The sequence below is a fragment of the Naasia sp. genome (assembly GCF_025465545.1).
In the GTDB taxonomy this organism is placed as follows: domain Bacteria; phylum Actinomycetota; class Actinomycetes; order Actinomycetales; family Microbacteriaceae; genus Naasia.
This window is the reverse complement of sequence record NZ_JAODMK010000045.1, coordinates 23,838-46,716: the sequence shown is the minus strand read 5'-3', so window position 1 is coordinate 46,716 and position 22,879 is coordinate 23,838. Positions and strand designations below refer to the sequence as shown.

Genomic DNA, 22,879 nt, shown 5'->3' with positions numbered 1-22,879 from the left:
ACCCGCGCACGCCGGTGCGGGCGATCGCCCTGGGGAGGAGTCAGCTCACCACGAAGAACTGCTCGCCGATCTCGACCCGGGAGCCCCGCTGCACCCGGCTGCGCATGCCCGGCACCGACAGCCGGGCGGCCCGGTCCGGTTCGCGCACCACCGTGCCGTTTGCCGAGAAGCGGTCGTTCACCCAGAACGTGCCGCCCTCCTGGCCGAACTCCAGGTGGGTCTTCGAGACCGACCGTCCCGGATCATCCACCGAGACGAGGACGTCGAAGTACTCGCCGGGCTGCGCCTGGGGACGCCGGCCGATCAGGCCGGTCCCCTCCACCGTCACCGACTCCCCGGTGCTGAACTGCAGCACGAAGCGGGCAGCCGGAGCCTTGAGGCGCAGCTGCGGGAGTCTGGTCTGCTCGTCGGGCGCGGATGCCGTCGGGGCGGGTGCCGGTCCGTCCGCCGGGACCGGCTCGGCCCGCGGAGCCTCGAGCAGGGAGTCCTCCGTGTCGGGCTCCTGCGCCTGCGGCACCGGGTCCGAGCCATCCGGCTCCTGGGGTCCGGGTGGCGGCACGACCGGTCGCTCCGCGGCGGGCGACCCCGTGACCGCTCGATCGCCCGCGGTCCGCTCGACCACCGCGCTGCCGCACTCGCCGCAGAACATGGCGCCGTCCCGCAGGTCGGCGCCGCACACCGTGCAGCTCACCCGTTGTCCTTCCGCTTCGAGGATCGCCGCAGCGACCGGAGGGACACGAGTGCCTTGAGCCGCTCCCAGCGGGTGCGACCCTGTCCGAGGTCGGAGCGCAGGTCCGATACTGCGGCCCACACGCGGTCCGCGTCCAGTTGAGCGGGGTCCACCGGGGAGAAGATCGCCCGGTCGACCACCGAGGCGAGGACGAGTGGCTTCCGCCCACCCACTGCGATCGCGAGCTCGTTCCGGGTCGAACTCGGCTGCACCTCCACCCCGGCATCGAGCGCCGCGTCGGCGAACTCGTCCCACCCGCCGCGGATCCGGGCGAGCGGATCCCGGGCGCGCATCCGCCGTCGCCGGCGGGTCCACTTGGCTCCGAGCACGGCCAGGAACGGCGCAAGCAGGATCGCCCCGGCCACGGCCAGCCAGCCGAGCACGCGGAGGACCGTGAGCACGACGGCGAGCCAGGCGGGCGGCTGCGGCTGCTGCGCCTCCTCGGACACGTCGGGCGGGACCTGCTCGTCCTGCTGGAGCTCCTCGTCGGGCGGCGGCTGGACGACCGACTGAGGGCGGCTGACCGAGGTCGACTGGTCGGGCTGGCGCTCGGGGATGTCCCGCACCTCCGGGTTCGGGTCGACGGGCACCCACCCGGACTCGGCCGTGTCCACCTCGATCCACGCGCTCACGTCGGCGCCGGTCAGCGGCACGGCCGTCCCCCCATGGGGCGCGACGAAGCCGAGCACGACCCGGGAGGGAAAGCCGAGGCGGCGTGCCATCAGCGCGGCCGTCGTGGCGTACTGCTCGGCGTCGCCGAGCATCGGCCGGGCCGTCAGCAGATCGGTGATGCGCGCGGCGGAGTGGCCCGACGCGCTGAACGGCTCGCCGTCGCCGCCGTGGCTCACGTAGCCGTCGTGACGGAGGCCGGCGATCGCCGCGGCGAGCCGCCGGCCAGGTGAGTCGGAGGCGTCGGTGTACTCCGCGATGGTCGCATCGAGCTCGCCGGGCACCACCGCCAGGGCCGGCACCGGCGAGGAGCCGGGCTCCAGGCCGTCGAGCGCCTGGGCGTCGGCCTCGGGCGGCAGCACCGCGTCGAGGACGTATTCGTCGCCCTCGCTCAGCCCCCCGAGCACGGCCCCGGTGCCACTGGCGCCGTTGTAGTAGAAGGCGTTCCGCAGCGCGGCCGCGCCCGGCCCCCGGAAATCGACCGAGCGCAGCAGGCCAGCGTCGGGCAGCCACACCCCCCGGTAGCCGGCGATCGTGACCTCGAGGGACGCGTCCCTGCCGTCCACGCCCGACTGGTCGATCGTCGACGGGACGCGGGCGAAGGCTCCCGAAGCGCTCGTGACGGCGGCGCTGCCGACGGTGAAGACGACTCCGTCATAGGTGTCGAGGGTCGCGAGGCGCATGCGCTCCCCCTTCTCCAGTCCGCTCACGGTGAGCAGCGTCGAGCCGGCGACCTCGGGCGAGAAGAACCGCCGGAACCCGGAGAGCGGGCTCGGATAGTCCTGCGGGTCGAACGGGATCTCGATGGCCGAGCGCAGCACGGTCCTCGGCGCGCTGACCGGCACGACGGCACTGGCCGCCACGGCTCCGCCGGCCGCGAGGGCGAGAATCACCGCAGCTCCGGCCGCGGTGCGGGCTCCGGCCACCCGTCGGTCCGCCCGCGCCTCCACCCGCATTCCGGCCTGCTCGTTGAGCAGCCGCAGCGCCTGAGTGCGGCGCCGCTGCCGGCGCCAGAGCAGGAACAGCAGCAGGGTGACGAGGAGGGCGAGGGCGAGGGGGACCGGCAGGCTCTCCTCGTCCGGGCCGAGCAGCACGCCCCCGAGGAAGAGCGCGATCGGAGCGAGCACCGCGAGCTCGCCATGCCGGGTCCGGCGAGCGACGGAGAGCGCCACCACCGTGAGCACGAGGGTGAGGAGGAAGACGGGGACGAGGAGCTCCTGGTAGCTGCCCACCGGGAGCGAGATGGTCAGCAGCTCCTTCCAGCTGAGCGCGGCGGCGGACACGAGCTCGGTGAGCCCCGGCACGGTCGGCGCGACGCCGCCGAGCGCCTGGTCGGGCACCGCCACCGGGACGCCGAGCAGCAGGTAGGCGACGATCGTGGCGAGGCCCACCGCCCAGGCCGGCCAGCGGAACGCGGCCCCGAGCAGGGCGACCGCGCCGCCCGCGGCAAGGGCGGCCGCCACCGCAACGACCAGCGCGCTGGTGCGGTGCACGGGCCAGAAGGAGGCGGCGGCAAGCGCCATCGCGACAACCAGGAAGGCCGTGTCCAGCACGATCGCACCGGCGGGCAGGCGGCGACGCGCCGCGGAACGCGCGCTCATGCCGCCCGGGTCCGGGCGAAGGCCTTCTGCAGGTCCTCGAGGTAGCCGATCGTCAGCACCGAAAGCTCGGCCACCCGCCGGAGACCGGGGGCGAAGCCGGGATCGCAGACGATCGCCACCACCTCGACGCCGGCCGGGAAGACCGCGGAGGCCGCGCGCAGCTGCGCCGGAGTCGGCGGGGAGCCGAGCAGGAGGAAGGCCACCGAGGTGCCCGCCACCTGCTCCGCTGCGACGCGGGCGAGGTCGACGGCGCCGAGCGCCGCATCCGCGCGCTCGACGCGGGCGAGGTCGTCGAGAAGCCGGGTCGGGCTCAGGATGCTGAGGTTGCGCACGGCGAAGACCTTGCGCTTGGCGAACTCCGGCGTCCGCTCGCTCACCACCACGGACACGGTGCGCGCGTCGCGGATGGCGCGGACGCCCAGGGACCCGGCAACGCTCACCGCGAGCTCGAACTGCTCGTCGTTCTCGTAGTCCGCACTCGCCAGGCTCAGCGCGACCATCAGGTGGCTGCGCCGGGTCTCCTCGAACTGTCGCACCATGTGCACGCCCTGCTTCGCGGTGCTCTTCCAGTGGATGTAGCGGCGGTCGTCACCGGGCTGGTACTCGCGGAGCGCGTGGAAGGAGACGTCGCTGGACGTGAGGTCCCGCGTCACCTGGCCCTCCAGGTCGCGCACGAAGCCGGTGCTGGTGGACGGGATGGGCACGGTGCGGGGGTGCACGAACAGCTCAACGCTCGCCGCCCAGACGTGCTCGCGGCGCACCAGGCCGAGGGGGTCGGCCCGAACGGTGCGGACCGGCCCGATGGGGATCACGCCGCGGCGCGAGGTGGGGACCAGGAAGGGATCCTCGTAGGCGCTTCCGCCGGCCAGCGACGGGACGGGCCGCTCGAGGAGCGCCTCGCCGACCGGGATCTCGACGGTGGAGCCGAGGATCCGCCTGCCGGTCGGGTTGCGCACGGCGAGGGCGCCTGCCGCCTTGTCGCCCACCACCACCCGGTTGTGCGGCATCTCGAGCTCCACCTGCTGCGCGTGCGAGCCCAGCAGGAACAGCGATGCGACCGCGATGACCACCGTGCCGGCCCAGGCGACGGCGGCGAGCTCCGCCCAGCCGGCCCCGTAGCCCAGCCAGAATGCGGCGACGACGAGGGCGAGCATGCTCCAGCCGAGCGGGGTCACCACGGACGCCACGGCGCGCGCCGTCCGGACGGCGTGCTCGGCGATCCAGCGCCAGGCCCGCACGGCGACCACGACCGCGTCGGCCGCGATGCCCGTCCTGGTTCCGACGATGCGCGTGCGGGCGTTCGTCAGGCCGCTGGTCGCGGCGGCGCCGAGCGTCTCCGCCCGGGCGGCGGTCAGCCCGCGGGTGCGGGAGTCGGGCACCCGGGTGAGGCCGCGCCCGCGGGTTCCGGCGCCCGGCTGGGTCCGGTGGCGGGAGGGCGTCGTCACACGGCCTGCCGCTCGCTGGGCGGCGGCACCTCGATGAGGAGCTGCGCCATGACGTTCGAGGTGGTGACCCCGTCGAACTCGGCCTCCGGGTCGAGCAGCAGGCGGTGCGCGAGCACGGGCTCGGCGAGCGCCTTGACGTCGTCGGGGATCACGTAGTGGCGGCCGTTCGAGGCGGCGAGCGTCTTGGCCGTGCGCAGCAGCGCGATGGCGGCGCGCACACTGGCGCCGAGTCGGACTTCTGTCGCGGTGCGGGTGGCCTCCACGATCCGGGAGACGTAGTCGGTGACGGACGGGTCCACATGCACGGTGCGGGACAGCTGGCTCATGTCCACCACGACCTCGGCGGGCACGATCGCCGGGATGATGACCTCGTGCGAGCGCACGGTCGACCCCTCCAGGATGCGCAGCGTCGCGGCGTGGTCCGGGTAGCCGATGGAGGTCTTGAGGATGAACCGGTCCAGCTGGGCCTCGGGCAGCCGGTAGGTGCCGGCCTGCTCGATGGGGTTCTGAGTGGCGATGACCATGAACGGGGCACCGACCACGTGCCGGATGCCGTCCACGGTGACCGAGCCCTCCTCCATGACCTCCAGCAGCGCCGACTGCGTCTTGGGGCTCGCCCGGTTGATCTCGTCGGCCAGCACGATGTTGGCGAAGACGGGTCCCTTGTGGAACTCGAACTCGCCCGAGCGCTGGTCGTAGATGCTCACGCCGGTGATGTCCCCCGGGAGCAGGTCGGGGGTGAACTGCACCCGGCTGGCCGAGCCTTGAACGCTCTGCGCCATCGCCCGGGCCAGGGAGGTCTTGCCGGTCCCCGGGAAGTCCTCGAGGAGCAGGTGCCCCTCACTCAGCATGGCGGTGAGGGAGAGCCGGATGACGTGGCTCTTGCCGAGCAGCACCTGCTCGATGTTCGCCGCCAGGCGGCCGAATATCTCACTGAACCAGGCAGCCTGTTCCGGGGTCATCGTCGCTTCCTCTTCCTTCGTTCCGCGCGCATCAGTCGAAGTCCCGCCCGTCGAAGACCGGGCTCGGATAGGTTCCGCTCGACGTCGTCACCCGGACCTGCAGCCCCGCCCCGGCACCCGCCGCGCAGCTGCCGCTCGCCGGCATCCCCGTCCACGTCGCCCCGCCATTGCACGTGTACTCCACCGCAGAGTATCCGGAACCCGACGGAGCGGCGGTCCAGCTCCACGTTCCGCCTGTCGCGTCGCCGGCGAACTGGAGGCCGCCCGGGCGTGTGTCGACCGGGGTGAATGCGGGCGACCTCACCGACCAGTCCGAGCAGAGCGTCTTCTCGGGATGCGCCTCGCAGACCTTCACCTCGACGGCCACGCTCGTGCCGTACAGGTTCCCGTCGCCGACCAGGGCGGAGCCGGGGGCGATGTCCCAGCTGCCCGCCGCACCGCTGACCCGGTAGCTGTAGGACACGTCGGGGTCGCCGCCGCCGCTGGCGTAATCGACCGAGTCGAGCAGGAAGTCGTAGCGCCCGTCGCCGGCCGCCTGCGGGCCGCTGACCTGCACCTGGGTCGGCGTGCCCGGGGCTCGCCGGGTCACGGCCGTGATCTCGCCGCTCGAGGTGCAGCCCTGGCCGTTGTAGGCGAAGACCGCGAAGCGCTGCTCCTGGTTGGCTGGCACGTCGAAGGTCGCTGCAGTGGCCGTGCCCATGTGCCGGAACGCGTCGCTGGGAGGCGGTACCTGGAGGGTGGTGCCGCGGGCCCCGTCATCGGCGGCCGAGCAGGTGGGCGGCGCGCCCGTGTAGGTCGCGGCGAAGTACTCGCGGATGCCCGCGCCGTTGCCGTCGAAGACGCCCGACCAGTCGAGGGCGACCTCTCCGGTGTCCGCTCCCGCATCGGAGACGCCTGCCGCCGGGGCGGACAGCGCGACGGGCGCGCCGGCGGGGGTGCCGGACCCGGACACCGAATTCCAGTTGGTGAGACCGCCGATGGCCCCGTTGCGGGCACTCACCGAGACGTCGACGGCCGAGCCGTTGCCGATCGAGCTGCTGGTCACATCGAGCGAGTACTCCGTGCCCACCGGGTCCGTCGGAGAGACCGGGAGGGTCTCCGTGTCGCCGGCCACGGTCACCTGGTAATAGGTGATGGCGCTGCCGCCCGTCTCGGTCGGCTTCCGCCAGAACACGCGCAGGCCGTGGTCGAGCGATCGGGTGTCGAGGGAGGTGGGTGCGGCCGGCACGATGTCCGACCAGACGTCTTCGTCGAGCTCGGTCGCCGTCGAGGCGCCGACGCCGTTCCGAGCCACGATCGAGAGGCGAACCGCGTTCGCGGGCCCGTTCCCGGTGGTGGGCACCGTGCAGGTGGTCGAGGCGCAGGAGCTCACGCGCGCGGCGCCGTCGGAGACCCGGGTGGCCGTCACCTCGAAGCCGGTGATCTCGGAGTTGTTGAACGCCCCCGGATCGAACACCACGGTGATCGCCCTGTCGCCGAAGCCCGTCGCCCGGATGCCCGTCACGGGATCGGGCTTGTCCTGCACGGACACCTTGACCGATCCCCACGCGGCCCGGTCGAGGTCCCCTGTCGCGTCGAGCACCTGGTACTGCAGAGTCACGTCCCGCGGCTCGGCGCCCTGCGCGACGGCGACGGTGAGCTTGGACTTGTCGGCACTCGGGGTGATGGTGAGCCCCGCGGGCAGGGAGCCCGCCTCGGTGCCGCGGACCGCGACGACGCGGAGCGGGGTGCCGGGGAACGGGTTGGCGGCCTGGTCGTTGGCGAGCACGTCGACGCTCGTCGTGGTGCCGCGGCGGGCGACGGCGGTGTCGGACGCCGGGGTCGCGAGCGGCCGGGTGGAGGCCACAACGCGCAGCCGCAGCCGCCCGGACTCCCCCTGACCCTGGGCGTTCCGGACCGCGACGACCACCGAGCCCGCGTCGCCGGCGCGGGCGTCGTCGGCCACGGAGATGGTCATGACCTGACCGTCGACCGCCACGTCGAAGCCGGACGGCGTTCCCCCCTCGATCGAGTAGGTCAGCGAGGAGAGGTCGTCCGCGTAGGGGTAACTGGTGAGCCGGTCGAGGCTGACGGTGCGGTCTGCGCCGGGCTCGAGCTCGAGGATCGCGCCGTCGAACACGGGCGGCTGGTCGTCTCGTGGGGTGACCGAGATCGGCAGCACGAGGGTGGCGACCCTGCCTTGGGGATCGGTCGCGGAGGTCCCGTCGGTGACCTGGAAGGAGATGGAGGCGGGCCCGAAGTAGCCGGCGGCGCTGCGGTAGGTGAGGGAGCCGCCCTGCACCGTCTCCGTGCCGTCGGAGTGGGTCGCCCGCACCGTCGCCGTGTCGGTGACCCGCACCGTGCCGTCACCGACCGCGACGACGTAGTCGCGGAGCGGGATCGTCAGCTCGTCGCCGCTGCGGACCGTGAGCGGGGCAGCACCTCTGCGCAGCTGGGGGAACGCGTCGTCGAAGCCGGGCACCCGGATGAAGGCGATGGCCGTGACTGTGCGATCCTCCGGGTGCGCCACCTCGAACGGCACGATCTGGCTGCGGTCGCCGAGCCGGACCCGCACCCGCTTGTTCGGCAGGACCTCCGCCCGGCTGCCGTAGCCGGGCAGGACGCGCAGAGCGAGATCGGTCGAGGCGCCCTCGGGGAAGAAGACGCCCGCGAGCACGTTCACGTCCACGCTGTCCCGGCCCAGGATGTCGCTGAGCCCGAGCACAGCGTCCTCGGCGACCGGGCGGGCGAGCGGTGCGTCCGCGTCGACCACCAGAGTGAGGAAGTTGGAGCTCACCCCGCCGCGCTCGTTCTCGATGGAGTACACGAAGCCGTACCGGCCGGGACGGTCAGGGGCCGCGACCCGCACGACCGGGCCGTCCACCTCGGCGGTGCCGCCCTCGCTGGTCGACTCGATCCCGGTGATGGTGAGCTTCTCGCCGTCCGGATCCGAGTCGTTGGCGAGCACCTGGACCGTGACCGTGCGGCCCGGCCGCACGGTGACCTCGTCCTCCACCGCCACCGGATTGCGGGCGCCCTCCAGGCGCGGGCTGATGCCGATCCGCACCGTGCCGACCGCCTGGGCGCCGAGCCCGTCGACCACCCGGTACCGGAACGAGTCGGTGCCAGCGGAGTAGTCGCCCGCCTCGAACTGGATCCAGTCGTCGCCCACCTCGGTGACGGCGCCCTTCTCGGGGTTCGACTCCTGCCCGATCAGCTGGACCGAGTCGCCGTCCGGATCGATTCCCGTGAGCGGAAGGTCGACGCGCACGCTCTCGCCGGCGAGCACGCGCGCCTCCACGGTGGGCGGCACAGGAGGGTTGTTGGAGGCGACGTCGGCCTCGCGCACCGCGATGGCCACCTGGGCGGTCGCCCACTGGCCGTCCGGCCCGTTCACCCGGTACACCGCGGTGAAGTTGCCAGGGGTGCTCGGCGCGAGATAACGGAGCCGGTTCTGCGACGCGAAGAGGAGCCCGGAACCGCCGGGCAGAGGCGTGACGAGGTCGGCGTCCAGGCTCAGCTGCTCGCCGTCAGGCTGCTCGTCGTTCGCGAGGACGGGGATGTCGATGGCGTCGCCGACCCGCACCGACACCTCGTCGGGACGGGCGATGGGCGGCTGGGAGCGCGCCGGGTCGGGGATCTCCACCACGGCGACGGTCCCCTCCGCATCGGTGAGGCCGTTGCTCACCCGGTAGGCGAAGGCGGTGGACCGCTCGAGCGGCGCGGTCAGCGTGATCCGCAGCAGGCTCTGCTGCAGGATCTCGACACGCACGCCCTCGTCCTCCGGCACGTCCGAGACGCCGGTGAGCAGCAGGACGCCGCCCGCGGGATCGATGTCGGTGGCGAGCACGTCGATCGTCTGGCTGCCCCCCTCCCGGACGAATGCCGTGTGCGGCACGGGAATCGGCCGGCTGTTCGGATCGGGCGCGGGCTCCACATCGACGCGGATGGTGCCCGTCCCCGTGGTGCCGCCATCGGTCACGGTGTAGTCGAGGTAGCGGGTGCCCACCTCGGTGCTGCTCAGCCGGAACGAGCCGCCCTCGTAGTCGGGCTGCACGGAGACGCCTGACTTCTCGGGCACGTTGCTCAGCCGCAGGGTGCCGGTTCCGCCGTGCACGTGGGGCAGCGGCTCGACGGTGACCTCCTGGCCGACGTAGGCGAGCACCGAGAACGGGTCGGCCACGATGGGCACTTCGCCGGCGGGGCGGACCGTCACAGCGAGCACGCCGGCCGCGTCGGCGCGGCCGTCCGAGACGGCAAGGGCGACGTCCTTGCGCTCGGCTCCGCTGCCGGCGTCGACGACGACGACCTCGCCGCCCGGCTTCCAGGTGGCGCTGTCCGGTCCTGGCACGCTCGCGCTCGTGAGGTACAGCGCGTCGCCGTCCGGGTCGAGCCAGTCGCCGAGGGTGTCGACGGTCACGCGACCCCCGCTCGCGACGGTGGCGCGCGTCGAGCGCACCTGCGCCGGCGGGGAGTTCTCGCTGTCCTTCCGGACCGCCACCGTCACCGAGGCGGAGGCGGACGCCCCGCGCCCGTCCGAGATCGTGTAGCCGAAGGACACCGATCCGGTCGCGTCGTCGGGCAGCGTGAGGAGCACCTGCTGGCGGTCGCTGACCAGCTCCAGGGTGCCGACGTCGGCGGCGAGCGTCGTCAGCTCGGAGATCACGAGCACGTCGCCGTTCGGGTCGTAGTCGTTGAGCAGCACCGGCAGCACGGTCGCGCGACCGGGGCGGGCGCCGAGCTTGTCGTCCGCGGCCACGGGCGGCGCCTGCTGGTCCTCGTACTGAGGCGGGGTGTCGGCGTCGTTCCGAGGAGCGACGTCGTCGTTCTTCTTCGTGGCGAGCAGCTGAGCCCAGTTGTCGATGAGGGCGTCGCCGTCCTGCACCGCCCAGCTGCCGCCGCCCCGCGCATCGTTGAGCACGACGCTGCCGCCGGCGGCCCGGAACGCGAGCTGCGCGGACGAGGGCATGCCCGACACCTGGCGAAGCGCCGGAGCCGACTCGGCTCCTGCGCACTCGGACCAGACGTCGCCGCTCGTCCACCCCGCGTAGGCGCAGCTCCCGGCGAGCACCGGGGCGGCGGCCGCTCCCGCTCGCCCCTCCGCCGCGAGGTCGACGATCGCCTCGGGCTTCCCGCTGTCCAGCGGCACCCGGACGAGGCCTTCGCTGTGGGCGATGTAGAGGGTCCCGCCGCCGCCGGCCCGCGCGGCCGTGGTGGCCTCTTGAAGGACGGGGCTCGCGTCGGCCCCGATCAGGTCGGAGAGGTCCACCGTCCGACCGTCGAGCGCCAGCGTGCGGGTGGTCGCGTCGAGGACGGCCCACGCCCCGCCCACCGAGGTGACCGAGAAGTCGTCATCCGCGGGTCCCGCGTCGATGTGCTGCGTGCGATCCACCACCTCGCCGGAGGCGGCGTCGACCCGGTACAGATCACCGGTCTCCGGGGAGTAGGCGAAGAGGGTGCCGTCCTGCTCCATCGACGACGCGGATCCGGCTCCGAAGCTGAGGTCGGGCTCCGAGCGGGAGTCGAACGAGTCGAGCGAGGCCAGCGGCTCGATCCACACCTCCCCCGTGCCGGTGGCGTGGATCACGGCACGGCCGTCCGCCACCTCTGCCCCGGTGAGGTGCAGCTCGGTGTCCTCGGGCGGCACCGGCACCGTGCCCTGGATGGTCGAGGTGGCCGTGTCGACGATGTCGACGGTGCTGTTGCCGCGGTCGAAGAGGAGCACCGACTGCCCCTCCTGGTGCACCTCGAGAGAGCTGCTGGCGGTCGCCACCACGGTGTCGAGCTCGTGCACGAGGGTGTTCGCGCGGCCGATCACCTGCCGCGAGCCGTTCGCCACCCACACCGAGCCGTCGTCGAGGTCCATGCGCTGCGCCGTGTACCCCGTCGACACCACGGCGACGGTGGCGATCACTCCGACGACGGCCACTCCGCCGACTGCGGAGATCAGCTGGGAGCGGCGTGCGGCGATCGCCGCGCCGAGCCGTCGCCCGACGGATTCCGAGCCCGCCAACTAGGCGTCCACGCACTTCTCGTTGCTCGGGGTGCCCTGCTTGCCCTGCCGGTTCACCGTCACGCTGATGCAGACGCGTCCGCCGCTGCGCGCATCGGCCAGGAAGACGGTGTCCTTCTGCACGCTGGAGCTGCCGTCCGATGTGGTGATCTCGTAGGCGTCGCCGTCCTCGAGGCCGGGATCGTCCCAGTTGAAGCGGACGGCGCCGTCCTGCAGCACGGCGGAGATGTCCGTCACCCGGGGGATGCCGCTCGAGGCGTCGCGGATCAGCCAGACCATGGCCGTGGCGCCGACCGCGATGACGAGGGTCGAGAGCCCGATCAGGACCCACGCCAGCCATTGCACGCCGCGGGGCTGGGGGGCGCCCGTTGCACTCGCGGCGTCGACTGACCCGCTCTGCGGGCGCATCAGCGTGCCCACCGGCGCGTACGCCGCAGCGGCCGCCTCTGCTCCTCCGCGGGAGCGGCGACGCCGGCGCTCCCCGGTGGGGCTGATCGCGGGCACGCCCCGGATGCGCGTGCGGTCCTCGAGGTCGGCGACGGTGGCGAGCGCCCAGTCGTCCATGGCGACCTCGAGCGGAGTCTGGGGCAGCCCGAGCTCGGTCTCCACCGCCTGCAGCTCCCGGATCAGCTCCAGGACGCTGCGCGGCCGCTGTTCGGGCCGCTTGGCCATCGCCCGCTGCAGGATCAGCTCGAGGCGGGCGGGGACGTCGGCGCGGCCGATCGGTTCCGGCTTGGCCCGGTTGATGCGGCTGATCAGATCGACGGAGCGGTTCTCGGAGCCGGGCACCTCGAACGGGGATCGGCCGGCGAGGAGGCTGTAGACGGTGGCCGCCATCGACCAGACCTCGCTGGCGACCGTGCCTGCGGTCTCGTCCATGAGCACCTCAGGGGCGGACCATGGGATGGAGAGGCCGACCGACTCGGTGCGTTCCGACTCGGCGAGCGTGGCCGCGATGCCGAAGTCGGAGAGCACGGGGTGCCCGTACGCGGTGGTGAGGATGTTGGTGGGCTTGATGTCGCGATGCAGCACGCCGGCGCGGTGGGCGGTCTCGACGGCGCTCGCGATCTGGACCGAGATCCGCAGCACGTCGCCGACCGGCAGGCGCTCGCGCCGGTACCGCTCGGAGAGCGTGGCGGAGCAGAGCTCCATCACGAGGTAGGGCCGGCCGTCCGAGGAGACGCTCGCCTGATAGACGGTGAGGATCGATGGGTGCGCACTCAGCTGAGCCATCAGGTTCGCCTCGGCCTGGAACATCTGACGGACCTGGTCGTTGACCACGTCGGCGAGCATCACCTTGACCGCCACCTGGCGGCGTGGCATGTTCTGCTCGTAGAGGAACACGTCGGCGAATCCGCCCGAGCCGAGGGCGCGGACGTAGCTGAAGCCGGGGAGCGTGGGCGGCGTGGAGGGCAGACGTCGCGTCATGTTCTCCCCTCGGCGGTGATCGGAGTACGACGGCAGGGCGAGGCAGGGCCGCCACCGTGTGCCCGGTCCGATTGTAGGCAGGGTCTGGACCGTTTTCGGGGCCCCCTGCCCGGCGCGGTCGCAGTTCGCATCCCCCAGTGCTGGGGCAGACCCGCTCGTCGCCCCCGCTCGTCGCCCTCGCCCCTGACCCCTCGCGCAGTCCGATCCCGAGGGAACGCAACCGAGCGGCCACGACGCAACCGTGCGCCGTTGCAGTTCGGCCGGAGCGATGCGGTCGTCAGGGCCGCGCGGGCCCGGTCGTCAGGAGTGGCGGCCGGTGCCCCGCCGCGGCACGGTCTGATCGAGGTCGAAGTCGCCGCTCGTCTCGAGCACGTCGATGACGACGACGGTCACGTTGTCTCGTCCGCCGCGGACCAGGGCCGCGTCGAGCAGGTCGTGCGCGGTGTCCCGGGCGGTGCGGCCGGCGACGAGGTGCGAGCGGATGTCGTCGTCACTGAGCTCCTTGGTGAGGCCGTCCGAGCAGATGAGGAGCCGCAGCCCCTCGGTGACGGGGATCATCCAGTAGTCGGGCGCCGGCAGCTCGTTGAATCCGATGGCGCGCGTGATCACGTTGCTGTCGGGGTGGTTCTCCGCCTGCTCGCGGGTGAGCACGCCGGAGTCGACGAGCTCCTGGACGACGGAGTGATCCACGGTGACCTGCTCGAAGAGGCGCCCACGCAGCTGGTAGACCCGCGAGTCGCCCACGTTGAAGACGGCCCAGTACGGATCCGAGCCGACGAGGGTGAGCGCCGCCCCCGTCACGGTGGTGCCGGTGCCGAGGGCGCTCTCCCCCGAGACCCGGGAGATGTCCCGAGCCGCGATCGCCAGCGCGTGCTCGATCACGTCGGGATCGACGAAGTCGGTCTCGATGACCTCGGCGAGTCGGGTGACCACCGCCGTGCTCGCGATGTCGCCCGCCGTGTGCCCGCCCATGCCGTCGGCGACCGCGAAGACGGGGCTCTGCGCGACGAAGCTGTCCTCGTTCACCTGGCGCTTCCGCCCGACGTTGGTCACCGCCGACCAGCCGAGGGTCAGCTGGATGTCGGGACGGCGGGGAACCGTCACCGTATGGCCGGAGTTGCTGCGCCCGATTTGCGTCACGTGTCCTGCCTGGTGCCGGAGTCCGGCGAGGCCGGAGAGGGGGGAAGAGCCGAACTCAGCGGATCGGCAGGATCTCGAGGACGTTGCCGTCCCCGATATCCACGAGTGTGCCGGGCGTGACGACCATCGACTCGCCCTGGCGCAATTTTACGGGAGAGGCCCCCGGCTGCGAAACGAAGGTCCCGTTCGTCGAGCGCATGTCGGTGACGACGACGGACGAGCCCTCCTGGCGCAGCTCCACGTGCGTACTGCTGACCTCCATCGACGGCGACGCCACCCGGAGCAGACGCGGCAGGGTCCCCGTGACGATGCGCGGGCTGCTCGGCTTGCGGCCGATGTACACCGGTGTGTCGAGGCGGTAGACCTGTCCTCCGCCCAGCCGGAAGCAGTAGTACCCCGTCTGGGCACGGGCCTCCTGGCCGGGCGCGAACCGCGGGTCGAACTCCATCCGGGCGGGCGACCAGGTGGTGAGAGGCGGCACGTCAGCGCGGTGCCGACGCCGGGAGGTGACGATCGTGTCCTCGATGTCCGCCCCGGACTCCTCGCCAGCCCGCCCGACCTCGGCCACGCGCTCGGCGTCGCGGACCGACCAGCGGCCGGTGCCGAGCCCCCGCACGGTGTCGTCGAGCTCGGCGGTGTCGCCGGAGTCGCCCATCGCGGCACGGGACGGCGGCATGGGCGGGATGCCGCCGGGCGGAGTGGCGGGGATCACCGGGATCGGAGTCGTGATGGGCGCGCGGTAGGGACCGGGCGCGACCGCCATGTTCTGCACCGGGATGGATCCGGTCACCGGCGCGGACGGCTGGTGCGGCACGGTGGAAGTGGACTGCGCCGCGCGCGCCTGGCCCGCCCCCCGGCCACGAGACCGGACCGGCGCGGCCGCGGGCGCGGGAACCTCGCCGGGCTCCCGCTGCGTCCAGGCGAGCCACGGGGCGCGGACGATGCCGCTGAGCAGCGGGAGGTCCGCCGCGGTGGGGTTGGCGTCCACACCCACCGCACGATCGACGGAGCCGAGCGCGAGACCGTGCACCCCGTCGAACTCGGCGAGATACCAGGGCTGCATGTTGCGCGAGTCGATCCGGCGCTGCCCCGCGGGGGTCTGCACGTCGACGCTGCCCTTGCCGCGCACCACGATGGTGGTGCGCGTGCCGGTCACCACGACGGCGAAGGACTCGATGGCGGAGGGACCACGGGTGGGGACGGCGGCCACCACGGTCTCGATGGAGGCGTCCGGCGCGGTGGCGGTCCGCCACAGCGACATCACGACCTCCAGCGGCGTGGAGGGCTCGAAACCGGCGAGCACCCGGCCCGCGGCGAAGAACAGCCAGTTGAGATTGCCGCCCACGTCTGCGGCGAGAGGCGAGTAGTAGGCGTGGCCCGGGGTCACGAACGACTCGCCCTCCCCCAGCGGTAAGTCCTGGCCGACGCGGCTCAGCACGTTGCTTCCCGTGAGTGTAGTCCTCGACGGCGAGCGTCGAGAGGGCGGCGCCGGGGGCGCGTCCGGACCGACCCGAAGCGGGCGAGGCGCCGCCGCAGCGCGCCGCTGGCCTTTCGCGACGTCGGCGCGGAGTGCGCAGATGCGACGGCAAGGAGACGGTTTTCGACCGATTCCGTTGCCAAAGCGCCGTTGCGACACTGATTCACTTGCCGCGGCGCGTGATCACTGACATCATCGGAGGGTGATGGAGCATCGCAGGGCGACCCTGCCGCCGAAGCCAGTCTCCCTGGACGGCGTCTCGAAAGCCATCATCGAGCAGCTCCAGCATGACGGCCGCCGCTCCTACGCCGAGATCGGCAAAGCGGTCGGGCTGAGCGAGGCGGCCGTGCGCCAGCGGGTGCAGAAGCTCACCGAGTCCGGCGTCATGCAGATCGTCGCCGTGACCGATCCGATGCAGCTCGGCTTCTATCGCCAGGCGATGATCGGCGTCCGCGTCAGCGGCGACACCCGGGTGGTGGCCGACCGGCTGGCCGCGATGCCGTCCGTGGACTACGTCGTGCTCACCGCCGGCAACTTCGACATCCTCGCCGAGGTCGTCTGCGAGAACGACGACGAGCTCATCGACCTGCTCAACTCCGAAATCCGCACCCTCGACGGAGTCTCCTCGACGGAGACCTTCGTCTACCTCCGCCTGCACAAGCAGCTCTATGACTGGGGAACACGATGACGATCACCGAACAAGCCGTTACCGCGCACGCCGAGACCGCCTCCGAGCAGGAGCTGCAGAAGAAGGCGCGCGATCACCTGTGGATGCACTTCTCGCGCCAGTCGGTGCTGGAGGACGGCGGATCCGTCCCCATCATCGTCCGCGGCGAGGGGCACACGATCTGGGACTCGACGGGCAAGAGCTATCTCGACGGCCTCTCCGGCCTCTTCGTCGTCGCGGCCGGCCACGGTCGCCGCCGGCTCGCCCAGGTGGCCGCTCAGCAGGCCGAGCAGCTCGCCTTCTTCCCCATCTGGTCGTACGCGCACCCCGCCGCGATCGAGCTCGCCGACAAGCTCGCCGACCTCGCCCCCGGCGACCTCAACCGCGTCTTCTTCTCCACGGGCGGCGGCGAGGCCGTCGAGACCGCGTTCAAGCTGGCCAAGTACTACTGGAAGCTGCAGGGCAGGCCCACCAAGCACAAGGTCATCTCCCGAGCCGTCGCGTACCACGGCACCCCTCAGGGCGCCCTCGCGATCACCGGCATCCCCGCGATGAAGGAGATGTTCGAGCCGGTCGTCCCGGGCGGCTTCCGGGTGCCGAACACCAACTACTACCGGTCCGCCGAGATGGGCTTCGTCTCCAGCACGCCCGAGGGCCCGGCACGCGAGGCCGAGTTCGGTCTCTGGGCTGCCAACCGGATCGAGGAGATGATCCAGTTCGAGGGGCCCGAGACGGTCGCCGCGGTGTTCCTCGAGCCGGTGCAGAACTCCGGCGGCTGCTTCCCGCCGCCTCCCGGATACTTCCAGCGCGTGCGCGAGATCTGCGACCAGTACGACGTCCTGCTCGTCGCCGACGAGGTGATCACCGCCTTCGGCCGGATCGGAAACTGGTTCGCGAGCACCACCTACGGCTTCGTGCCCGACATGATCACCTGCGCGAAGGCGATGACGAGCGGCTACTCCCCCATCGGCGCCACCATCGTCAGCGAGCGCATCTACGAGCCCTTCAAGCACGGGAGCACCGCGTTCTACCACGGCTACACCTTCGGCGGTCACCCGGTGTCCGCCGCGGTGGCGCTCGAGAACCTCAAGATCTTCGAGGAGGAGAGCCTCAACGAGCGCGTGCGCGAGAAGAGCCCGATCTTCCGGGCGACCCTCGAGAAGCTGCTCGACCTGCCCATCGTCGGCGACGTGCGTGGCGACGGCTACTTCTTCGGCATCGAGCTGGTGAAGGACAAGACCACCAAGGAGACCTTCGACGACGACGAGTCCGAGCGACTGCTGCGCGGGTTCCTCTCCAAGGCGCTGTTCGACGCCGGCCTCTACTGCCGAGCCGACGACCGCGGCGACCCCGTCATCCAGCTCGCCCCGCCGCTCACGGTCGGCGAGAAGGAATTCGATCAGATCGAGCAGATCCTCCGCGGCACGCTCACGGAGGCCTGGAACCGGCTGTGAGCTCCTACCGCGACGTCAGCTTCTGGTTCGACGCGCTGGAGGACGACAGCCTCTCGCCGCGGCCTGCACTCGATGGGGACACCACCGCGGACGTGTGCATCATCGGCGGCGGCCTCACCGGCCTCTGGACGGCGCACTACCTGCTCGGCATCGACCCCCGCCTGCGGATCGTCGTCGTCGAGAAGGAGATCGCCGGCTTCGGCGCCTCCGGCCGGAACGGCGGCTGGTGCTCGGCGCTGTTCCCGCAGAGCACCGCGGCGCTCGAGCGCAGGCACGGGCGCGCGGCGGCGATCGCGATGCGCCAGGCGATGATCGAGACGGTCGACGAGGTCGGTCGCGTCTCCGCCGAGCTCGGCATCGACTGCGACTACGCGAAGGGCGGAACGCTCGCCTTCCACCGGTCCGCCACCCAGCGTGCAGCTGCCGAGGCGGACGTCGCGTCGGCCCGGCGCTACGGCGTCGATCCCCTCGAGCTCCTCGGACCCGAGGCGGTCTCGGTCGCGGGAGCGGCCGGCGCCGTGTTCGATCCGAACTGCGCCCGGCTGCAGCCCGCGAAGCTGGTCCGCGGACTGGCCGCCTCCCTCGAGCGCCGCGGCGTGACCATCCACGAGGGCACCACGGTCACCGACTTCGCCCCGCACCGGGTGCAGACGGACCGGGGCACGATCAGCGCCGACAACGTGGTGATCGCCCTCGAGGGATTCACGGCCACACTCGCCCGCACCAAGCGCCGCCTGCTGCCCCTCTACTCGCTGATGATCGCGACCGAGCCGCTCCCTGACTCGGTCTGGGAGGAGATGGGAATCGGGCACGGGCAGACCTTCACCGACTTCCGCCACCTCATCGTCTACGGGCAGCGCACCGCCGACAACCGCTTCGCGTTCGGCGGCCGTGGCGCCCGGTACCACTGGGGAAGCGCGATGCGGGAGAGCTACGACCGGGTGCCCCGCGTGTTCGAGCATCTTCGCAGGGCGCTCGACGAGCTCTTTCCCGCCGCCGCCGGCGCGGCCGTCACGCACAGCTGGGGCGGCCCCATCGGCGTCCCCCGGGACTGGCACTCCAGCGCCTGGTACAACCCGGCCACGGGCATCGCCTCCGCGGGCGGCTACGTCGGAGATGGGCTGTCCACCACGAACCTGGCCGGCCGCACCCTCGCCGAGCTGATCACCGGGCGGCGCACCGAGCTCTCCCGGCTGCCCTGGGTCAATCACGTCTCGCCCCGCTGGGAGCCGGAGCCGCTGCGCTTCCTCGGCGCCAACGCCGGCCTCGTCGCGATGCAGGCGGCCGACCTCGAGGAGAAGATCACCGGGCGCACCTCGCTCGCCGCTCGCGCGATGCATCCCCTGGTCGGCCACTGAGCCCTCGCGACAGGCTCCAGCGGCAGGCCGACGCTTCCGGCGCCAGGGGTCGGCGCGACCTTAGGATGCGGGTGACCCCTACGGCCGCGGAGCGATGATGACCTACAGCACGCCGTCCCCCACGGACGACCGCCTGGTCCCGTCGCGCCGGGGCCGGTTCGAACGCCGATCGGTCCTCGTCCTCGCGCTCTTCCTCGCCATCTCCTTCGCCGTCGCGGCGTTCGGGTCGCTCACGACCATCGCGAGCAAGGACGGCTGGTACGCCGACGCGTCCAAGGTGGCCTGGACCTCCCCTGGCTGGATGTTCGGCCCGGTCTGGACCGTGCTCTATGTGCTGATGGCCGTGTCCGCCTGGCTTGTCTGGCGGCACCGCAAGTTCGAGGACGTGCGTCCCGCGCTCCTGCTCTACGTTGTCCAGCTGTTCGTGAACTCACTCTGGTCCCCGGTCTTCTTCGCGGGCTATTCGCTGATCGGGGCCGCGTCGCTGTGGATCGCCCTCGCCGTGATCCTGGTGCTCGACGTGTGCGTGATCGCCACGCTCGTGACCTTCTGGCCGATCAGCCGGACGGCCGCGCTCCTGCTCCTGCCCTACCTGGCCTGGATCCTCTACTCGACGACCCTCAATCTCGGCGACGCCTACCTCAACAGCTGAGTCCTCCCCAGGGCGGCCTGCCGCTCGCTCGTTGGCCGCACACCCGCGCAGCGGCAGATGGTGGAAGCGCCTCCGCTAGCCTCCCCGCATGATCCTTCCCGCTCCCCGTACGCTCGCAGCTGTGACCGCGACCGACGACGACGACGGACGCACCCGATGCGGCTGGGCGGGCAGCGACCCCGAGTACCGCCGCTACCACGACGAGGAGTGGGGCACGCCACTGCACGGCGACAGAGCGCTGTTCGAGAAGCTCTGCCTCGAGGGCTTCCAGGCCGGGCTGTCGTGGATCACGATCCTGCGTCGGCGGCCGACCTTCCGCACTGCCTTTGCGGGCTTCGACCCGGCGGTGCTCGCGCACTGGGGCGAGCCCGAGGTGGAGCGCCTCATGCAGGACACCGGCGTCATCCGCAACCGGGCGAAGATCGAGGCCACCCTCGGCAACGCGAGGGCACTCCGGAAGCTGACGGTCGAGGACGGGGAGGGCGCGCTCGACCGGCTGATCTGGAGCTTCGCCCCGGCACCCCGCACCGAGGAGGACCGTCCTCGCTCCCTCGCCGAACTTCCTGCCGTCACGGCCGAGTCCACCGCGCTGAGCAAGGAGCTGCGCCGACGCGGATTCCGCTTCGTCGGACCCACCACGATGTACGCGCTGATGCAGTCGGCCGGCCTCGTCGACGACCACGTGCGGGGCTGCTGGCGGGTGTCCACCGAAGCGGCCGCTCCGGCGTGAGCACAGATCGCCGTCGTCACGCTCGAGAGCAGTCCGATCGGCGGGAGAACCGCGGCAGTCGCGGAGCGGAGCAGATGGCTCAGCCCTCGGTCACGACGAGCGCCAGCTCGCGAGGACCGGCCGCCTCGACGACGAAGCCCGCTCCCGGAGCCCAGTCCAGCAGGTCCTCGAGGGTCTCGGGCGGGTCGGCCGCCGTCAGCAGCGCCCGGGTGAACTCGCCCTTGGCCTTCTTGTTGAAGTGGTTGAGCGCCCGGGTCGTGCCGTCCCCGCCGCGGGCGAGGACGCGCAGGTAGGCGGTGTCGTCGCGGTCCGGCAGCGGGCCGAGCGCGGCATAGCCCGCGCTCCGCAGGTCGAGCAGCGGGCCTGCGTGCCGCAGCTCGCGGGTCACGGTGGCCGCCCAGTGCGCCTTGAGCGGCAGCCCGGGCAGACGGGAGTCGTGCGAGAGCCGGTACGCGGGGATGGGGTCGAGGGCGCCGACCGGCCCGAACAGGGCCGACTGCACGAGCACCGTCTCCGCGGCACGCGCGCGGGCGTCGTCCGGGAGCGAGCCCGCATCGAGCGCGTCATAGAGGACGCCCGTGTAGCGGTCGATCGCGGGCAGCGTCGGCGAGGAGGCGACCATGCGGTTCCGCGGCAGCTCGCCGCGCTGCTTCGGCCCGAGCTTCAGCACCGCGGCGGCCTGCTCGGGATCACGTGCCAGTGCGCGCACCGCGCGCACGACGGCGCGCCGCTTGGCGGTCAGGCGCGAGAAGCGCAGCCGGGCGTAGTCGAGAGGCGCGCCGTCGCCCCCGTCCCGCTTGGTCTCGGACGGGGGCAGCAGCAGGAGCAGGTCAGCTCACCAGTTCCGCGGCGCGCGCCACCACCGTGACGGTGTCGTGGTCGACGGACACGAAGCCGTCCTGGGCGTTCACCACGATCTTCCGCCCGCCGGTCTGGGTCACGCGCACCTCGCCGCCGGCGAGGATCGCCAGCAGCGGGGTGTGGCCGGTGAGGATGCCGATCTCGCCCTCGGTGGTGCGAGCGACGACCATCGAGGCTTCGCCCGCCCAGATCTGCTCGTCGGCGGACACGACGCTCACGTTGAGAGGCACGCGCTTACCCGTTGTCCTTCTGGATCTGCGCCCACTTCTCCTCGACGTCGGTGATCGCGCCGACGTTGAAGAACGCCTGCTCGGCCACGTGGTCGAAGTCGCCCCGCACGATCGCGTCGAAGGACTCGATGGTGTCCTTCAGCGGCACGGTGGAACCCTCGACGCCGGTGAACTTCTTGGCCATGTAGGTGTTCTGCGAGAGGAACAGCTGGATTCGGCGCGCGCGGGAGACGGTGATCTTGTCCTCTTCGGACAGCTCGTCGACACCGAGGATCGCGATGATCTCCTGCAGCTCCTTGTTCTTCTGCAGGATCGACTTGACGGAGATCGCCACCCGGTAGTGGTCCTCGCCCAGGTAGCGGGGGTCGAGGATCCGGCTGGTCGAGGCCAGCGGGTCGACGGCCGGGTACAGCCCGCGCGAGGCGATCTCACGGGACAGCTCGGTCGTGGCGTCGAGGTGCGCGAAGGTGGTGGCCGGCGCCGGGTCGGTGTAGTCGTCGGCGGGGACGTAGATCGCCTGGAGCGAGGTGATGGAGTGGCCGCGGGTGGACGTGATCCGCTCCTGCAGCACGCCCATCTCGTCGGCGAGGTTCGGCTGGTAGCCGACCGCGGACGGCATCCGGCCGAGCAGCGTCGACACCTCGGAGCCCGCCTGGGTGAACCGGAAGATGTTGTCGATGAAGAGCAGCACGTCCTGCTTCTGCACGTCGCGGAAGTACTCGGCCATCGTCAGTGCCGAGAGCGCCACTCGGAGCCGCGTTCCCGGCGGCTCGTCCATCTGGCCGAACACCAGCGCCGTCTTGTCGAAGACGCCGGCATCCTCCATCTCGGCGATGAGGTCGTTGCCCTCGCGGGTGCGCTCCCCGACGCCGGCGAACACGGACACGCCGCCGTGGTTCTGCGCGACGCGCTGGATCATCTCCTGGATGAGGACCGTCTTGCCGACCCCTGCACCGCCGAACAGGCCGATCTTGCCGCCGAGCACGTAGGGCGTGAGCAGGTCGATGACCTTGATGCCGGTCTCGAACAGCTGCGTCTTGCTCTCCAGCTGGTCGAAGGGCGGCGGCTTGCGGTGGATGGGCCACCGCTCGGTGATCTCGAGCGTCTCGCCGGGCGCGAGGTTCAGCACGTCACCGGTGACGTTGAAGACCTTGCCCTTCGTGACGTCGCCGACCGGCACCGAGATGGGGCCGCCGGTGTCGCGGACCTCCTGCCCGCGGACGAGGCCGTCCGTCGGCTTGAGGGCGATGGCACGGACCAGGTCGTCGCCGAGGTGCTGGGCGACCTCGAGGGTGATCTCCTGGCTGTTCTCGCCGATCACGATGGTGGTCTTCAGGGCGTTGTAGATCTCCGGCATCGAGTCGTGGGGGAACTCGATGTCGACGACGGGTCCGGTGACGCGCGCGACTCGGCCGACGCCGGCCGGTGCGGGCGTGGCGTCGGTTCGCTCAGGGGCGGTGATGCTCATGGCTTGCCTTTCTTG

Annotated in this window: 16 protein-coding genes; 5 read left to right on the top strand and 11 right to left on the bottom strand. The window is 71.9% G+C overall.

What is annotated here, in order from left to right; all coding sequences use genetic code 11:
* Positions 1-40 precede the first annotated feature (40 nt).
* The 8 genes from JWR33_RS12020 to JWR33_RS11985 form a co-directional block, all read right to left on the bottom strand.
* Complete coding sequence (locus JWR33_RS12020) at positions 41-691, bottom strand: zinc-ribbon domain-containing protein (protein ID WP_297412156.1); 651 nt, start codon at positions 689-691, stop codon at positions 41-43.
* Positions 688-3,000 carry a transglutaminase-like domain-containing protein gene (locus tag JWR33_RS12015; protein ID WP_297412155.1) on the bottom strand — a complete coding sequence of 771 codons (2,313 nt, stop codon included), beginning with the start codon at positions 2,998-3,000 and terminating at the stop codon, positions 688-690. The genes JWR33_RS12020 and JWR33_RS12015 overlap by 4 nt, the downstream gene beginning before the upstream one ends.
* The gene (locus JWR33_RS12010; protein ID WP_297412154.1) at positions 2,997-4,445 is read right to left on the bottom strand and encodes a DUF58 domain-containing protein; all 1,449 of its coding nucleotides are present in this window, start codon (positions 4,443-4,445) and stop codon (positions 2,997-2,999) included. The genes JWR33_RS12015 and JWR33_RS12010 overlap by 4 nt, the downstream gene beginning before the upstream one ends.
* The gene (locus tag JWR33_RS12005; RefSeq protein ID WP_297412153.1) at positions 4,442-5,407 is read right to left on the bottom strand and encodes a MoxR family ATPase; all 966 of its coding nucleotides are present in this window, start codon (positions 5,405-5,407) and stop codon (positions 4,442-4,444) included. The genes JWR33_RS12010 and JWR33_RS12005 overlap by 4 nt, the downstream gene beginning before the upstream one ends.
* A 31-nt stretch (positions 5,408-5,438) precedes the next feature.
* Positions 5,439-11,399 (bottom strand): Ig-like domain-containing protein, encoded by a 5,961-nt coding sequence (locus tag JWR33_RS12000; protein ID WP_297412152.1) that lies wholly within the window; start codon positions 11,397-11,399, stop codon positions 5,439-5,441.
* The gene (locus JWR33_RS11995; protein ID WP_297412151.1) at positions 11,400-12,827 is read right to left on the bottom strand and encodes a serine/threonine-protein kinase; all 1,428 of its coding nucleotides are present in this window, start codon (positions 12,825-12,827) and stop codon (positions 11,400-11,402) included. It lies immediately after the preceding gene.
* A 300-nt stretch (positions 12,828-13,127) separates the two neighbouring features.
* Positions 13,128-13,967: a protein phosphatase 2C domain-containing protein gene (locus JWR33_RS11990; RefSeq protein ID WP_297412150.1), complete on the bottom strand. Its 840-nt coding sequence runs from the start codon at positions 13,965-13,967 to the stop codon at positions 13,128-13,130.
* 55 nt (positions 13,968-14,022) lie between these two features.
* Positions 14,023-15,405 carry an FHA domain-containing protein gene (locus JWR33_RS11985; protein ID WP_297412149.1) on the bottom strand — a complete coding sequence of 461 codons (1,383 nt, stop codon included), beginning with the start codon at positions 15,403-15,405 and terminating at the stop codon, positions 14,023-14,025.
* Positions 15,406-15,649: 244 nt separating this feature from the next.
* On the opposite strand from JWR33_RS11985, the gene JWR33_RS11980 reads away from it, so the two are divergent.
* The 5 genes from JWR33_RS11980 (at position 15,650) to JWR33_RS11960 (ending at position 20,305) form a co-directional block, all read left to right on the top strand.
* Positions 15,650-16,132, top strand: coding sequence for an Lrp/AsnC family transcriptional regulator (locus JWR33_RS11980; protein WP_297412148.1), 483 nt, complete (start codon positions 15,650-15,652; stop codon positions 16,130-16,132).
* On the top strand, positions 16,129-17,565 hold the full coding sequence (locus JWR33_RS11975; protein ID WP_297412147.1) for an aspartate aminotransferase family protein: 1,437 nt from the start codon (positions 16,129-16,131) through the stop codon (positions 17,563-17,565). Before JWR33_RS11980 ends, JWR33_RS11975 begins: the two co-directional genes overlap by 4 nt.
* Positions 17,562-18,923: an FAD-binding oxidoreductase gene (locus JWR33_RS11970; RefSeq protein WP_297412146.1), complete on the top strand. Its 1,362-nt coding sequence runs from the start codon at positions 17,562-17,564 to the stop codon at positions 18,921-18,923. The genes JWR33_RS11975 and JWR33_RS11970 overlap by 4 nt, the downstream gene beginning before the upstream one ends.
* 97 nt (positions 18,924-19,020) lie before the next feature.
* Complete coding sequence (locus JWR33_RS11965) at positions 19,021-19,575, top strand: TspO/MBR family protein (RefSeq protein WP_297412145.1); 555 nt, start codon at positions 19,021-19,023, stop codon at positions 19,573-19,575.
* A 121-nt stretch (positions 19,576-19,696) separates the two neighbouring features.
* Positions 19,697-20,305 (top strand): DNA-3-methyladenine glycosylase I, encoded by a 609-nt coding sequence (locus tag JWR33_RS11960; protein WP_297412144.1) that lies wholly within the window; start codon positions 19,697-19,699, stop codon positions 20,303-20,305.
* A 79-nt stretch (positions 20,306-20,384) separates the two neighbouring features.
* Here the strand turns inward: JWR33_RS11960 and yaaA are convergent, their stop codons facing one another.
* Genes yaaA through atpD form a run of 3 tightly spaced genes read right to left on the bottom strand, consistent with a single transcriptional unit; the run spans position 20,385 to position 22,864 of the window.
* On the bottom strand, positions 20,385-21,122 hold the full coding sequence (gene yaaA, locus JWR33_RS11955; RefSeq protein WP_366074201.1) for a peroxide stress protein YaaA: 738 nt from the start codon (positions 21,120-21,122) through the stop codon (positions 20,385-20,387).
* 13 nt (positions 21,123-21,135) lie between these two features.
* A complete protein-coding gene (locus JWR33_RS11950; protein WP_297412143.1) occupies positions 21,136-21,396 on the bottom strand; it encodes a F0F1 ATP synthase subunit epsilon in 261 nt (86 codons plus the stop codon).
* A 4-nt stretch (positions 21,397-21,400) separates the two neighbouring features.
* Entirely contained in the window at positions 21,401-22,864 is a 1,464-nt protein-coding gene (atpD, locus tag JWR33_RS11945; protein ID WP_297412142.1) for a F0F1 ATP synthase subunit beta, read from the bottom strand.
* Between the last annotated feature and the right edge of the window lie 15 nt (positions 22,865-22,879).

Coding starts and splice junctions, on each gene's coding strand:
- JWR33_RS12015 (WP_297412155.1), bottom strand. CDS start 3,000: ATGAGCGCGCGTTCCGCGGCGCGTCGCCGCCTGCCCGCCGGTGCGATC.
- JWR33_RS12005 (WP_297412153.1), bottom strand. CDS start 5,407: ATGACCCCGGAACAGGCTGCCTGGTTCAGTGAGATATTCGGCCGCCTG.
- JWR33_RS11995 (WP_297412151.1), bottom strand. CDS start 12,827: ATGACGCGACGTCTGCCCTCCACGCCGCCCACGCTCCCCGGCTTCAGC.
- JWR33_RS11980 (WP_297412148.1), top strand. CDS start 15,650: ATGGAGCATCGCAGGGCGACCCTGCCGCCGAAGCCAGTCTCCCTGGAC.
- JWR33_RS11975 (WP_297412147.1), top strand. CDS start 16,129: ATGACGATCACCGAACAAGCCGTTACCGCGCACGCCGAGACCGCCTCC.
- JWR33_RS11965 (WP_297412145.1), top strand. CDS start 19,021: ATGACCTACAGCACGCCGTCCCCCACGGACGACCGCCTGGTCCCGTCG.
- atpD (WP_297412142.1), bottom strand. CDS start 22,864: ATGAGCATCACCGCCCCTGAGCGAACCGACGCCACGCCCGCACCGGCC.